Consider the following 11961-nt stretch of genomic DNA (forward strand, 5'->3'; position numbering starts at 1 on the left):
CGCTCAGCCGCCCCCACTCTTGCACCACCTGTACACTCTCATTGGCGGAATATTCCGGATCTCCAGTGTGCTGCTGGTTGCCGTTCCCATGATCGGCTCGGTGATACTCGCAACATCACGGCGAAATTGGTAGGCAATGAAGCGCCCACCCTCGGTCAGGCTGTCCTTCACCGACTGGGCCACCCGGGTGGCAACCGCTTCCGGCATTTTTGAAAAGGGAATACCAGAGATCACCACGTCCGGCGGGCCCATCTGGTGCAACGCCAGAATTTCGCCAAGATCCTCTGCGCTCCCCAAATGGTTAATAAAGCGGGGGTCTGCAATGTCACCAAGCAGTTCGTGGAAGAAGGGACTCAATTCAATCGAGAGCAGGCGCGCGTCCTGGCCAAGATGCCTCAGAAATGTTCGGGTTGTCCCACCGGTGCCCGGCCCCAGTTCCACTACCCGCCTGGCGGCAGAAAGGTTGGACGCCTCAACGATCCGTTGCTCCAGGAATCGCGAACTGGGGATAACCGAACCCACCTGACGGGGCTCCCTCAGGAATCCACGAAAGAAGGCCGCAGGACTCGTTCTGCGATTTGAATTGTACTTAGGGCCCTCGCGTTCCTCTCCCATAGCACTCCCTACCTGCAAGCCTGGATTTTTATCAAGTATAGCAGTGAGCTCCGAACACACGGCTTGAAGAAGACGGAAGCAGAAACGGTCGTCAGCCCAACAAGCACTCCTTGGCCTCATTAATCCGGGCAGCAAGGTAGTTGCTGCCGCCATGATCGGGATGCAGTTTCTGCATCATCCGGCGATGGGCCTTGATGATCTCCTCCCGGTTGGCGCCGGGTTCCAGACCGAGGATGTCCAGAGCTTCGCTCTCGGTCAGAGGACCACTGGCATCGCCGCGCTCGCCGGATTCGCCGCCATCAGCGCCGGTCTTGTCATCTGCACGCCAGGAATCACCGAACCGGCGGTCAAGGTAGGTCTCCAGAAGCCGGGCAGAATCCGCATCCTGCTCCCGGCAGTATCTCAGCAATTCGAGGAACTCGCTCTCGCTCAGATCCGCCAGATCTCGGCCTTCCATGGGGCCTTTGATAACCGTGCCACTCATGGTTCCCGAATCATGGTCCAGGCTCATCTCCAGAATGTCGCTGGACACATGGGATTGGTTGCCGGATTTGGCACCAGCGCCGCCAGCCATGCCGCCAATACCTCCGCGCAACAGGGAGGGCAATAATCGACGCAAAAGCGGATACAGAAAGGCCAAGCCAGCGAACAGGAAATGCAGACGGCCGGTCGCGGCCAGTAAAACCACTACCCCGATACCGGCGAGCAGAGCGAGCTTGAGAATGGCGGCATTGCGCTGGCTGGCCGGCTGGTTACGCAACCAGATCCAGGCAACAACCGCGACAACAATGGCAACAAGCGTTAATGGCACTCAAATACCCCGGGCTCACTGGCCCACCAGTGGATGACGACAAGCGCTATCGGATCTGCTTGGTCAGGCGCTTCACTTCCGGGGAGCTGCGGCTGGAAAAGTCCTCAAGGGCTTTGGCTCCCCCGGAAGCATAGACCGCAACCGCCGCCATAAGATCCCTCAGAACCTGAGGACTGTTGCGATCGAAGGGCGCATAGGCGCCTCCAGACAGCTTACTTACCTGCTGAAAGACCGCTCTGGCGTGGGCATCGTTGCCCTCGTGAAACATAAACACTGGCGTTCGCAACATACCCAACTCGCCAGCAGTGTGACACAACGCATCCACCGGCTCCTCACAGCAATCTCCAATAAACACTACCGCCTTGACCGGCTTTTCGCGGGTTTCTTTCAGAGCATGCGCCAACACCCGGCTAATCTGGGTGCGGCCGCCCAGGCAGGAAACGCCATTCATAAGATCCAGCAGTTGGCCTGTCCCGGTAACAAATTTCGTCGCCTTGAACTCACCAAAGCCCCGGTAATAACAAAGCTGAATGGACAGCCCACCCAGATCGCGGGTGGCCATGAACAGCTCACTCTGCAAGTGGCAGGCCTGATCCCAGGTCGCTTCGCGGCTTGCGGTGGCATCCAGCGCGAAAATCAGCCGGCCCTGCCCGCCACCCTCTTTCGGCAGCGTGCGAACCTCGTTGATAAACTGATCAATCGCCTGTTTGTCGGATCGGGTGCGTAGCTCTTTGTCGGACATAGGCTTCTGAAAATCCCGGCGGCTGAAGAATCTAACGCTAAAATAGTAGGGCATAGACCGCGCAATTCACAGGCTTGGCAAGAGGCAACGCATGGTGAACACAGGGCGTTGGTATCGAATCAGGAGTTTGGCCGGATTCCGGCTTGCGCTTCCGGCGCTGTTTCTTTCCGCTGTTATCGCGCCACCACCCGTAGCGCAGGCTTCAACCAATGTTTACCTGCTCTATCGCCACTGGCAGCCTTACGATTGGCCGGTGAATCTGCCCTCTGCCAACGAGTTGACCCGCTCGCAGCGCGGACTGGGCTGGCAGAAACAGGGTGCTGCCAGCTCGTTCGGTATCGATTACGATTACCAGCCTCTTCGCATCCGTACCGGCGACCCGGCGCACAACGGACACCTCCACAGGCTGACCTTCGGTGGTGAATGGCAGCACCAGCTTTACCGCCTGGAAGCCCGGGCCGGCGTTGCCGGCACCTCCAACATGTTCAAGTATCAGGACATCCACAGTGACGTAGTAAACGGCCGCCTCGCCCTGTTCCGGGCCCTCGATGAGACCAGCGACGTCAGCCTAGGCATCGGTGGCGACCATCGCTTCGGCTCTTTCCGCTGGCTTCCCAGGGTACGCTGGCAACAAAGCGATGAACACGGACAGTGGTTGGTAGACCTGCCGGTATTACTGCAATGGCAAAGCCCCGGACAGCTGTGGGAATTCCGAACGGAGCGAAACGGGGATCGCTGGGCCACGCTGGATAAGGCCAGGGAAGTTGAAAGCGCGCTCTATTTACAGGAGTGGAGGACAGAACTGACGTACCGGATTCATGAGGGGAGAGGATCCTGGCCGGCAGTGGTTGTTGGCATCGGCGCCAGCGTGGATACCCGTGTCCGGTATGAGGACCTGGACACGGGCACCGCGAATCTGAGCCTGGGCGATGCCCTCTTCGGCAGCCTCAGGCTCGATTGGTAAACTGGCCATTAACGCCCGCGAGCAGGCGTTACCGTCAGTGCTCAGCCCGCCAGCGCAGCCCGGACCTTCTTGCTCAGATGCTGCATATCAACCCGGCCAAGCACCTGGGGCTTCAGCTCGTTCATCACCTTACCCATGTCCTGCATACCCTGGGCGTCGGTTGAACTGATCGCCATCCGGATCAAACCGTCCAGATCATCCTCACTCAGGGCCGCAGGCATGAACTCTTCAATGATCACCATTTCGGCACGCTCTTTATCGCCCAGCTCTTCACGACCGGCGTCATCGTACTGGCTGGCGGCATCACGGCGCTGTTTGAGCATCTTGTCCAGCACCTTCAGGACATCCTCATCGTTGAGCTCGCGGCGTTCATCAATTTCGATCTGTTTCACCGCAGACTGGGCCATGCGCAGGGTAACGAGCCGGGTTTTATCCTTGTTCCGCATGGCCTCTTTCACCGCGTTGCTCAATTGTTCCTTCAGGGTTGGTGCCGTCATTGCTGATCTCCTCTTGTTAGGGCTGTTATCTGCTTTATGGGGACGGAACCCGAAAAATACAAAGGCCCCTCGGTGAGGGGCCTTTGACATCACTGAAAGTACTGCGGCAATCAGTCTGCCGTTTACATCTTACCCTCAGCGATCAGCAAACGGCGTTCATGATGCAGGCCTTTGAACAGGCTGTACATCATGACCAACAGCACCAGAGTAAAGGGCAGCCCCACACTCAGGGCACCTGCCTGCAAGGCGCTCAGCGCTTCCTCTCCGCCCACAAAGAGCAGCACGCCGGCAATGGAGCCTTCAATGACCGCCCAGAAAATCCGCTGAGCTTTCGGGGCGTCGGTCTTGCCACCTGAGGTGATGCTGTCGATCACCAGTGAACCTGAATCCGAGGAGGTCACGAAAAAGGTCAACACCAGTGTGATCCCGATAAACGAGGTAATCCCCGACAGTGAAATATTCTCAAGTGCCTGGAACATGGCCAGCGATACCTCGGTGAGCCCCTCAGAGGCCAGCACGCCAATGTCGTTCTGCACCTGGTGAAGTGCACCCCCGCCAAAGGCGCTCATCCAGAACAGGGTGATAATCGTCGGGATAATCAGCACCGCAGTGACAAATTCGCGCACGGTGCGGCCATGGGAAACCCGGGCGATAAACATACCCACGAACGGCGACCAGGAAATCCACCAGGCCCAGTAGAATACCGTCCAGCCATGGAACCAGGTGGTGTCTTCGTCGCGACCGAACGGATTACTGAGTGCAAACATGTTCGACGCGTAAGACACCGATGTATCCCAAAGCCACTGAAAAACAGCGAGCGTGGGCCCGGCGAACATGACAAAGAGGAGCAGCAATCCCGCCATTATCATGTTGGCGTTACTCAAAATCCGCACACCGCCGTGAATGCCCCGAATCACGGAGAAGGTTGCAACGGCAGTGACACCCACAATCACACCCACCTGGGTGTTCAGACCTCCCTCAATGTCGAACAGGTAGGAGATACCCGATGCTGCCTGCTGGGCGCCAAAACCGAGCGAGGTCGCCAGACCAAAAATCGTCGCCAGAACGGACACCGTATCGATAACATTACCGGGCCAGCCCCAGACCCTGTCCCCGAGAATTGGAAAAAAAGCAGAGCGGATGGTTAACGGCAGGCCCTTGTTAAAGGCAAAGAAAGACAGTGACAGCCCGACAATCGCGTAAATCGCCCAGGGGTGCAGGCCCCAGTGGTACATCGTCGCGCCCATCGCCAGGCGGGCCCCCTCTTCAGTGTTCGGCTCGACACCCAGTGGAGTTCCATACCAGTCGGTGTAGTAGGCCACAGGCTCGGCAACCGACCAGAACATCAGGCCGGTACCCATGCCGGCGGCAAACAGCATGGCAAACCAGGACAGCAGCGAAAATTCAGGCTTGGCATCAACACCGCCAATCCGGATCTTGCCCACCGGCATGAAAATCAACGCCAGGCAGAAAAGGACAAACAGGTTTGCGCTGAGGAGAAAGCCCCAGTCGAAAATAGCGATCGCACCATCTTTGGCGCTATCAAGCAATTCCTTTGCACCCGATGGAAAAATGAGTGTTCCGACAACGAACGCAACGATCAGGAAGGCGGTCAGTGGAAAAACGATGTTGTGGATATCAAATCCGAACTTCTCGATATTATCCTGACCAGCCACGTAGTCGGTCTGATAATCATCTTTGATGACGTCACCCAATGTGAGGACTCCTATGACTGCATAACCCGGCAGTCTGTTGGAAAATTTACCTCCTTAAGTGCTACGCCAATATTTTGAACTCTAAGAATTAAAATTTCCAACGCCGTCCCGGAAAGCGGGCCTTAAAGCCCCACGAACTCTGTTAGACTGGGCCACTACCTTGCTCCCGGATACACCTGCAGGCTCATGTTCATGAAACTCAATCCCTTCAACACCCGTATCGGCCTGGCCCTGGGTGGCGGTGCTGCGAAGGGCATTGCCCACATCGGCGCCCTGAAAGCCTTCGAAGAAGAACACATCAAGATTCACTGCATTTCCGGCACCAGTGCCGGGGCACTTATCGCCAGCTATTACGCCTTCGGCCGGCCGGCAGAATCCATCCTGTCCATCTGCTCAACCCTGAACCTGTCGAAAATCATCAACTTTACCTTCGAGCGCGGCGGCCTATTCAGCACCAATGCCATTCGAGAGATGATCCACCGGGATCTGGGGGATGTACGGATCGAGGATGCCAGGATTCCCCTGGCGATCTGCGCAACCGATATCGAAACCGGCGAGCAACTGATATTCAGGGAGGGAAACCTGGCGGAGGCGGTCTGTGCGTCCATGGCCGTACCTGGCCTGTTCGTGCCGGTGGAGATCGACGGCCGGATTCTGGTGGACGGCGGTCTGGTTGAAAATGTGCCGATTTCGCCCCTGGCGGAAATGGGCGCCGGAATTACCGTGGCCATTGACCTGAGCCACGTGAGCCGGTATCCGAAACCGGAAAACACCTTCGATGTCATCACCAACGCCATCAACATTGGCATCGATTTCAACACCCGAAAACAGCTCAGGAACGCCGACATAGCAGTACCGCTGGACCTGAGCGGCTATAGCCTCACCAACAACGCAGACCGTGTGGAAGAGCTCTATCTGGAAGGCTATCACCCCATGAAGAAAAAGATTCGGCGGGTGCTCTGGTACAAGCGGATGAATCTCGCTATCAGCCTTCTGAAAACAACCCGGACACTAATGCCTTTCAAAGTGCCCGAGATTCTCAAGGAACTGAAGCGCCACGGATTTGCTGTCCGTAACCGGAATTAACGACTCCATCACAAATCCATGTGAACCAAAACCCGGTTCAGAGACTACTCTTCACACCCGATCATTTTCCTACGCGAACGGAGCTTGCGCATGATTACAGTCCACCACCTCAACAATTCCCGCTCACAACGCGTTCTCTGGATGCTGGAAGAACTGGGGGTGCCCTACGAGATCAAGCACTACCAACGTGATCCCAAAACCATGCTGGCACCGGAAAGCCTGAAAAAGGTACACCCGCTGGGCAAATCCCCGGTAATCACCGACGGCGATCTGGTGGTGGCCGAGTCCGGCGCGATTATCGAATACCTGGCCCACACGTACGGCAAAGACACTATGCTGCCCGAAAGCGGCGGCCAGGCCTGGCTCGACTACACCTACTGGCTGCATTACGCCGAGGGCTCCCTGATGCCGCCGCTGGTGATGCGGCTGGTATTTGAAAAGGTCAAAACCAGCCCGATGCCGTTCTTTATCAAGCCCGTGGCCAAAGGTATTTCCGACAAGACCAACGAGATCTTCATCGGCCCGATGATCAAAACCCACCTGGATTTTGTGGAAGACCACCTGGCGAAGAACACCTGGTTTCTCGGCGACAACCTGAGCGCCGCGGATATCCAGATGAGCTTTCCGCTGGAAGCCTCGGTAGCCAGAGGTATCGTCGGCGGAAACCGCCCTCATATCACCGGCTGGGTGCAACGGGTTCACGCCAGACCGGCTTTTCAGAAGGCGCTGGAGAAAGGCGGTGACTACGACTTTGCCTGAGTTAGAAACGGACAGGTTGTGGACGTTGCTCCCCACCCGTTAAAGCCCCTTAAGAACCGGGCCTGTGTCTACTGCCCGGTTACTTTTTCAGGTTAATCTGCTTGGATCCCTGATAGGCAACCTGTCCGGTTTTACCCTTACCCACGTACTCAACGGACCCGCCTGATTTCAGAAAAGCAGCGGTCTGTTCCTCAATCGCGGCAGACGTTAACGTCGCTTTTTCGGGTTTCTTGCTCATGACATTCTCCTGGTTAATTGTTGGCTTATTCGCCAACAACAAACGACCATCATATCCCAACCAGGAAAAAATTGTTTGGAGATGCCATCAATCGGACTCATCGGTTCCGGTTTTCTCGCGGGCCTTGCGGACATTTTGCTCTGCATCCTGCCAGGCGTCTGAGAGTTCGTCGAAGGCATCGTTAAAGCCATCCTTCATGGATTCCCAGGTAAAGTCAGCGCTGTCTTCCATGCGCTGATACCATTCCGCCACCCGTGAACGCTCGCGACGCAGGGACGCCAGCGCGGTCTGCGCCTGAACCCGGGCAACTCGGTCGGCAGACTCCCAGTCGTCCTGCAGGCGAGTTTCCAGCGTCGCGATACGGCCATCAATAGCGTCAAGAACTTCCTCAACATCCGTCATCAATCGATCCCGCCGCTCCGTGGTGAAATCCGCCAACTCGTCATTGAGCCTCTGCACCTCCTGTTGCAATGACTCTACGGTTGCTTCGCCGTCATCCTCCGCAGCCTGACCCTGCGCCAGCGGCATCACCAGAGCCAACAGCAGGGCGCCGGCCCGAAATCGAAATGGGAATCTCACAGTTTGGTACCTCCTCAGAATCATAATTTAGAAATTCAATAGAAAATCGATCGGTCCCGACTTTTGCTTGCTCCTGACTTTCGGGCTCTAATAATCAGTCTATACGTGCAAACTTACCGGAGGACTTCACCGAATGGAAACCGCTGACATCGTCCTGGCGCTACTTTTCGGCTGCATTGGTTTCGGATACTTCATGTATGGCCGGCGCAAACAGAACATCGTGGCCCGTTATTGCGGAATTGCAATGATTCTGTACCCGTATCTAGCAAGCAGTGCGTGGGAGATGTTGGCAGTAGGCATCGGGTTGATGCTGGTACCGCGATTTATCGAGATTTAATGAATACCCGGTTACTGTCTTTTCACAAACACACCTGACAGTTGCGCATCCACCAGTTGCGTGCCATGTTCAAAAGACAGCGCCCACTATAAGGAGAATTCAATGGGAAGCTCGAAACTGGTCGGTATCGTACTGTTGGTGGTCGGCATTGGACTGCTTTTTTTCGGTTACCAGTCAACACAGTCTATCGGGGACCAGCTGTCCGAGACTGTCACCGGTCGCTTTAGCGACGAAACCATGTGGTATCTGATTGGCGGTGCCGCTGCGACGGCTGCGGGCGCTTTTTTGGCCTTCTTCAAAAAGTAGGGTTGTTTCGGCTTCATCGCCCGTCAAAGAGGCATCACCCGGAGCTGCCTGGTTCGGGGGTCTCTTCGTCAAGCCAGGTACCACAGTATTTACAATATCTTGCGTCTTTTTCATGGCGATGTTTTCCACATCCCGGGCAGGCTTCATCAGAGTAACGTTCCGCTCGAAGGGCTCGAATCACTTCCGCGGAAAAAACACCCACGGGAAGTGCGATTATTGAGTAGCCCGTCAACATGATCATCATGGAAATGAACTGTCCCCAGGCGGTCACCGGCGTTATATCGCCATACCCCACTGTCGTCAGTGTCACGATTCCCCAGTAAATGGATTTAGGAATGCTGGTAAAGCCAGCCTCAGTTGGCTCAATGAGGTAGAGCAACGAAGAGAAGATGGTCACCAGCATCAGCACTGTGAAGAGAAAAAGCAGGATCTGGTGCCGGCTTCGAATCAGGGCGTCCATCAGCAAACGGCCCTCACCAACTACCGTCATCATTTCCAGCACCCTGAACAGACGCAGGGTCCGCAGAAGACGAACAACCACAAGGGTCTGCGCGCCCGGGAACAACAGCGCCAGCCAGGTAGGCATAATGGCCAGAACGTCGATAACGCCGTAAAAGCCTTTGAGGTAAAGCTTTGGTTTTTCGAGGCAATAGATGCGCAGGGCCAACTCAAGAGTGAACAACAGAGTGACACCCCATTCCAGCGCATAAAAAAGGTCACCGAAGCGAGCGTGATATTCCGGCACACTGTCCAGGAGAACAATCCCCACGCTGAGAAATATCAGCAACGCCAGAACAACATCAAAAGCCTTCCCCAATCGGGTATCTGACTCAAAAATGACCTGAAACAGGCGCGTTTTGATCCCCAGGCCACCCGGTTTTATTGTTCCCAACTAAGCTCTCCCTCTGCCTGCAATCTTTGTCTGTCCCATGTTCTATCACCTAACCTCAGAACACACCCGTCTCCGCCAGCTGCCGGATGATCTGAATGGTTTCCACGTCTGTGGCCACATAGGCCTCGTGGAGATACTGATCATAGGGCATCGAATCACCGCAGTTCTCGATGCTCGCTGTTTCATACCGGAAGCGAACAAAAAGCGATGCCGGTTCAGGCTCTTCGATATCCATAACAAGCGTTGCGGCCGGAAGTGCGGCCGTTGGCTGAGTCCGATACTCTATCCTCGCCTCGTGCCAAAAGGTGACCTCATCGATTACCTGCAGCCCAGGCAGCTGAAGGCTGCGCTTCAGATAAGCAGGGCCCTGATCCAGAATCTCGTAATCGTCAACACCAACGAGGAACTTATCCGGGCGCCGGGCCCTGAGCACCAGCCCCTCCCACACCTGGAACCGGGTCAGGACCGGAAGCTCTGGTTTGGTGAGATCGTTTATCTGAACGATGTGCTCGAACGTCATCTGGCCTCCTGTCGGGTGCTTAAACAACACTGTGCCAGCCCTTTGGCTACTACGGAACCCGCGTGTAAGCTTCCCGGACCTTAATCATCGCGATCCTTGAATCGTCTGGTTCCAGCCCGTTTTTGTTCAGTTGCGCGATCACCATTCGCCCCACCCTCGGGCATTGCGAACGGGGAATATTATGTTTCACAAAAATATCGGCTATGGCCTGAGGCGCGGGATCCCGGCTTGATTTGAACAGTGCGCCTATTTCCGAAGCACAGGCCTGATCTACAGGGTCGGTATTCTTTTTACTTCGCCAGACCAGAAACGCGACTATCAGCACGAAAATCCCACCGATCACAAACTGCATTACACTCTCCCATCTCAATGTTGCGTCTGGCCTGTGAAGGATGTGTTTAACTACACCCTCAACTACCAAAGGATAGACTTTCGTGAGCTCGAAATCGTGGGTAGGCCATTTGCGCGCTCAAAAAATACCGTTTCGGCGCCGATTCGCCAGAGCGTCCGTCGCGCTGATCTTCAGAACGGCGGAAAGCGACGGCAAAGAGTTGCTGAAAATGACGCCGAAACGATAGATGGGAGCCCGTCCAATGGACGCAAGCTCAAGATCAGAAGTACCCCAACAGCCTGCCAAGAATCAGAACACTGATCCAGACTGCCAGAGACAACACGGCCCCTCCCCTTAAGGCTGGAGGCATGGGAGCCTCCATCGGAAGGCTCCGGATAGCCCGGCGCTTCACCACCTGCGCCAGAATCAACGCGTTCGACACCCCCACCAAGACCAGCGTGATCTTCGCCTGAAACAGCGTTGAGCCGGCGTAGTCTGCGGCCGCGGTGGCAAATAACAACGCGCCGCAAACCACCGCCAGCCCCAAACCAGTCGCGGCTGTCATTCGAAGCACATCGACAAACACCATCACGGGATACCTGCGCCAGAGCCCAAGCAAACGCAGATCGAGCGGCACAATGCCCCCAACCAGCAGAGCAACACCGAGAATATGCCCGGCATTGACCAACGGGTACATGTACGTCGAGTTGCGTAGAGCTGAGACAAAGGCGAGATTTTCGATGGAAACCAGCGCTTGCTCAATCATCCCCGGGATCAGGACTTACGGCCCGGATACAAATCGTAGTCCTTGCCGTCAATCACAACCCGCTCAGCCTTGACCAGCCGTTCGCGTTCTTTCGCAGAGCGATGACCGTGTACGGTAATCTCCCGACCCTCGCTCAACATCTCTTTGGTGAGCCCGACACGATCGTTACGCCAGGGCTGACCCACTTCCACAGTCCAGGCCTCGCCATCCACGCTCAGGGTAACTTCGCCATGGGGGTTGCCAAGGCGCACAGACTGGATGACACCGGTGATTTCAAACTCCTCGTCGGTCGCCCACGCCCAACCGTGATGGGCCTGCGCGGCAGAGGCAGTGAGAAAAGCAGCAATTACAGCAGAACACATCAGGTAGGTAAAACGAAGCTGAGGCATATCCAATCCTCTTATCGTGATATTTCGGGGCAATGGCTCACACACCGTTCAATGCCCGGAGAAATGTACGACATTGCCATTACTACAGACTAGGACAGATACGCCAGAGATGCAGGCTACCGGGCTCTCTGCAGTCAGTTCATCGACTGCAACAAAGAACCCGGCCATGCCCGAAACTCACCGAGTCGGTGGCGCCATGAACTCGGGCCCGACAGGGTCCTCAATGCACCGAGTCAGAATGTCATCGATGGCGGCCATTGCTTCCTTATCCAGCGACTAGCCCTCGATCCGCTGTTTTGAAAATCATCTGGAGACAATGGCGCACTGTGAATGCTTCGTACCATAGACATGCGTGGGAAGGCCCGTAAATTCAACCCCGGCAACAGGACTGTTTCGAATTGCCTTCCTGACATG

Annotated in this window: 17 protein-coding genes and 1 pseudogene; 5 read left to right on the top strand and 13 right to left on the bottom strand. The window is 55.9% G+C overall.

Annotation, left to right across the window (positions count from 1 at the left end; genetic code table 11):
- Window positions 1-3: 3 nt before the first annotated feature.
- The 3 genes from ACESMK_RS07105 to ACESMK_RS07115 form a co-directional block, all read right to left on the bottom strand.
- Window positions 4-522, bottom strand: coding sequence for a class I SAM-dependent methyltransferase (locus ACESMK_RS07105; RefSeq protein ID WP_372996665.1), 519 nt, complete (start codon window positions 520-522; stop codon window positions 4-6).
- 184 nt (window positions 523-706) lie between these two features.
- Window positions 707-1426, bottom strand: coding sequence for a DnaJ domain-containing protein (locus tag ACESMK_RS07110; protein WP_372996667.1), 720 nt, complete (start codon window positions 1424-1426; stop codon window positions 707-709).
- Window positions 1427-1472: 46 nt separating this feature from the next.
- Window positions 1473-2168 carry a VWA domain-containing protein gene (locus ACESMK_RS07115; protein ID WP_372996669.1) on the bottom strand — a complete coding sequence of 232 codons (696 nt, stop codon included), beginning with the start codon at window positions 2166-2168 and terminating at the stop codon, window positions 1473-1475.
- Between the two features lie 91 nt (window positions 2169-2259).
- Between ACESMK_RS07115 and ACESMK_RS07120 the strand changes: the two genes are divergently transcribed.
- Entirely contained in the window at window positions 2260-3132 is an 873-nt protein-coding gene (locus ACESMK_RS07120; protein WP_372996671.1) for a hypothetical protein, read from the top strand.
- A 41-nt stretch (window positions 3133-3173) separates the two neighbouring features.
- On the opposite strand, the gene ACESMK_RS07125 is transcribed toward ACESMK_RS07120, so the two are convergent.
- Window positions 3174-3629 carry a GatB/YqeY domain-containing protein gene (locus tag ACESMK_RS07125; RefSeq protein ID WP_372996673.1) on the bottom strand — a complete coding sequence of 152 codons (456 nt, stop codon included), beginning with the start codon at window positions 3627-3629 and terminating at the stop codon, window positions 3174-3176.
- 122 nt (window positions 3630-3751) lie between these two features.
- Window positions 3752-5344 carry a BCCT family transporter gene (locus ACESMK_RS07130; protein WP_372996675.1) on the bottom strand — a complete coding sequence of 531 codons (1593 nt, stop codon included), beginning with the start codon at window positions 5342-5344 and terminating at the stop codon, window positions 3752-3754.
- A gap of 192 nt (window positions 5345-5536) precedes the next feature.
- Between ACESMK_RS07130 and ACESMK_RS07135 the strand changes: the two genes are divergently transcribed.
- Both ACESMK_RS07135 and ACESMK_RS07140 read left to right on the top strand, forming a co-directional pair.
- Window positions 5537-6430 carry a patatin-like phospholipase family protein gene (locus ACESMK_RS07135; RefSeq protein WP_372996677.1) on the top strand — a complete coding sequence of 298 codons (894 nt, stop codon included), beginning with the start codon at window positions 5537-5539 and terminating at the stop codon, window positions 6428-6430.
- A 90-nt stretch (window positions 6431-6520) separates the two neighbouring features.
- The gene (locus ACESMK_RS07140) at window positions 6521-7189 is read left to right on the top strand and encodes a glutathione S-transferase family protein (RefSeq protein ID WP_372996679.1); all 669 of its coding nucleotides are present in this window, start codon (window positions 6521-6523) and stop codon (window positions 7187-7189) included.
- 79 nt (window positions 7190-7268) lie between these two features.
- Here the strand turns inward: ACESMK_RS07140 and ACESMK_RS07145 are convergent, their stop codons facing one another.
- Together ACESMK_RS07145 and ACESMK_RS07150 are read right to left on the bottom strand one after the other, a co-directional pair.
- Entirely contained in the window at window positions 7269-7427 is a 159-nt protein-coding gene (locus ACESMK_RS07145; RefSeq protein WP_372996681.1) for a hypothetical protein, read from the bottom strand.
- Window positions 7428-7514: 87 nt separating this feature from the next.
- Window positions 7515-8006, bottom strand: coding sequence for a hypothetical protein (locus tag ACESMK_RS07150; RefSeq protein ID WP_372996683.1), 492 nt, complete (start codon window positions 8004-8006; stop codon window positions 7515-7517).
- A gap of 133 nt (window positions 8007-8139) precedes the next feature.
- Here ACESMK_RS07150 and ACESMK_RS07155 point away from each other — a divergent pair, with 133 nt between their 5' ends.
- Together ACESMK_RS07155 and ACESMK_RS07160 are read left to right on the top strand one after the other, a co-directional pair.
- Complete coding sequence (locus ACESMK_RS07155) at window positions 8140-8343, top strand: hypothetical protein (RefSeq protein WP_372996685.1); 204 nt, start codon at window positions 8140-8142, stop codon at window positions 8341-8343.
- Window positions 8344-8445: 102 nt separating this feature from the next.
- On the top strand, window positions 8446-8649 hold the full coding sequence (locus tag ACESMK_RS07160) for a DUF3185 family protein (RefSeq protein WP_372996687.1): 204 nt from the start codon (window positions 8446-8448) through the stop codon (window positions 8647-8649).
- A 34-nt stretch (window positions 8650-8683) separates the two neighbouring features.
- Here ACESMK_RS07160 and ACESMK_RS07165 read toward each other — a convergent pair whose 3' ends face one another.
- The 6 genes and pseudogenes from ACESMK_RS07165 to ACESMK_RS07190 form a co-directional block, all read right to left on the bottom strand.
- The gene (locus tag ACESMK_RS07165; RefSeq protein WP_372996689.1) at window positions 8684-9541 is read right to left on the bottom strand and encodes an ion transporter; all 858 of its coding nucleotides are present in this window, start codon (window positions 9539-9541) and stop codon (window positions 8684-8686) included.
- 55 nt (window positions 9542-9596) lie between these two features.
- Entirely contained in the window at window positions 9597-10061 is a 465-nt protein-coding gene (locus tag ACESMK_RS07170) for an AtaL-like protein (RefSeq protein WP_372996691.1), read from the bottom strand.
- 49 nt (window positions 10062-10110) lie between these two features.
- Window positions 10111-10413 carry a hypothetical protein gene (locus tag ACESMK_RS07175; RefSeq protein ID WP_372996693.1) on the bottom strand — a complete coding sequence of 101 codons (303 nt, stop codon included), beginning with the start codon at window positions 10411-10413 and terminating at the stop codon, window positions 10111-10113.
- 259 nt (window positions 10414-10672) lie between these two features.
- The gene (locus ACESMK_RS07180; RefSeq protein WP_372996695.1) at window positions 10673-11158 is read right to left on the bottom strand and encodes a hypothetical protein; all 486 of its coding nucleotides are present in this window, start codon (window positions 11156-11158) and stop codon (window positions 10673-10675) included.
- Between the two features lie 8 nt (window positions 11159-11166).
- Window positions 11167-11547, bottom strand: a complete 381-nt coding sequence (locus ACESMK_RS07185) for a DUF6152 family protein (protein ID WP_372996697.1) — start codon at window positions 11545-11547, stop codon at window positions 11167-11169.
- Window positions 11548-11724: 177 nt separating this feature from the next.
- Window positions 11725-11820 (bottom strand): annotated as a pseudogene (locus tag ACESMK_RS07190) (hypothetical protein); the annotation flags it as partial.
- Between the last annotated feature and the right edge of the window lie 141 nt (window positions 11821-11961).

Origin of the sequence: Marinobacter sp., assembly GCF_041687235.1 — a bacterium.
In the GTDB taxonomy this organism is placed as follows: Bacteria; Pseudomonadota; Gammaproteobacteria; order Pseudomonadales; family Oleiphilaceae; genus Marinobacter.

Bases quoted from the DNA above. Each gene is read 5' to 3' on its own strand.
- ACESMK_RS07125 (WP_372996673.1), bottom strand. From the start codon at position 3,629: ATGACGGCACCAACCCTGAAGGAACAATTGAGCAACGCGGTGAAAGAG.
- ACESMK_RS07145 (WP_372996681.1), bottom strand. From the start codon at position 7,427: ATGAGCAAGAAACCCGAAAAAGCGACGTTAACGTCTGCCGCGATTGAG.
- ACESMK_RS07170 (WP_372996691.1), bottom strand. From the start codon at position 10,061: ATGACGTTCGAGCACATCGTTCAGATAAACGATCTCACCAAACCAGAG.
- ACESMK_RS07185 (WP_372996697.1), bottom strand. From the start codon at position 11,547: ATGCCTCAGCTTCGTTTTACCTACCTGATGTGTTCTGCTGTAATTGCT.
- ACESMK_RS07140 (WP_372996679.1), top strand. From the start codon at position 6,521: ATGATTACAGTCCACCACCTCAACAATTCCCGCTCACAACGCGTTCTC.
- ACESMK_RS07180 (WP_372996695.1), bottom strand. From the start codon at position 11,158: ATGATTGAGCAAGCGCTGGTTTCCATCGAAAATCTCGCCTTTGTCTCA.
- ACESMK_RS07155 (WP_372996685.1), top strand. From the start codon at position 8,140: ATGGAAACCGCTGACATCGTCCTGGCGCTACTTTTCGGCTGCATTGGT.
- ACESMK_RS07135 (WP_372996677.1), top strand. From the start codon at position 5,537: ATGAAACTCAATCCCTTCAACACCCGTATCGGCCTGGCCCTGGGTGGC.
- ACESMK_RS07120 (WP_372996671.1), top strand. From the start codon at position 2,260: ATGGTGAACACAGGGCGTTGGTATCGAATCAGGAGTTTGGCCGGATTC.
- ACESMK_RS07160 (WP_372996687.1), top strand. From the start codon at position 8,446: ATGGGAAGCTCGAAACTGGTCGGTATCGTACTGTTGGTGGTCGGCATT.
- ACESMK_RS07115 (WP_372996669.1), bottom strand. From the start codon at position 2,168: ATGTCCGACAAAGAGCTACGCACCCGATCCGACAAACAGGCGATTGAT.
- ACESMK_RS07175 (WP_372996693.1), bottom strand. From the start codon at position 10,413: ATGCAGTTTGTGATCGGTGGGATTTTCGTGCTGATAGTCGCGTTTCTG.